This window comes from Sphingomonas sp. AC435, assembly GCF_979253005.1.
Map to the genome: position 1 here is coordinate 1 of NZ_CEEDCJ010000095.1, position 241 is coordinate 241.

1 protein-coding gene is annotated in these 241 nt (G+C 72.2%); it reads right to left on the reverse strand.

Features of this window, described 5'->3' with window-relative positions; genetic code table 11:
- Window positions 1-240, reverse strand: a 240-nt coding sequence (locus AC0CH8_RS19080) for a Maf family protein (RefSeq protein ID WP_465241226.1), incomplete at its 3' end; no start/stop codon positions are given.
- Window position 241 lies beyond the last annotated feature (1 nt).

Consider the following 241-nt stretch of genomic DNA (forward strand, 5'->3'; position numbering starts at 1 on the left):
GCGCAGCATCGCCGCCAGTTCGACGTCGTCCGAAGGTGTGCCGAGGATGCGTCGGCCGGCGGCGATCGTCGTGTCGCCCGCCAGCACGACCTCCTGGTCGTGGCGCTCGACGGCGTGCGCCTTGGTGAGCGCGATGCGCGCGGCATAGGCGCGCGGGTCCTCGTCACGCACCGGCGTCTCGTCGACATCCGGTGCGGCGATGCGATCGGGGGTGAGACCCAGCCGGCCGAGCAGTTCCAGA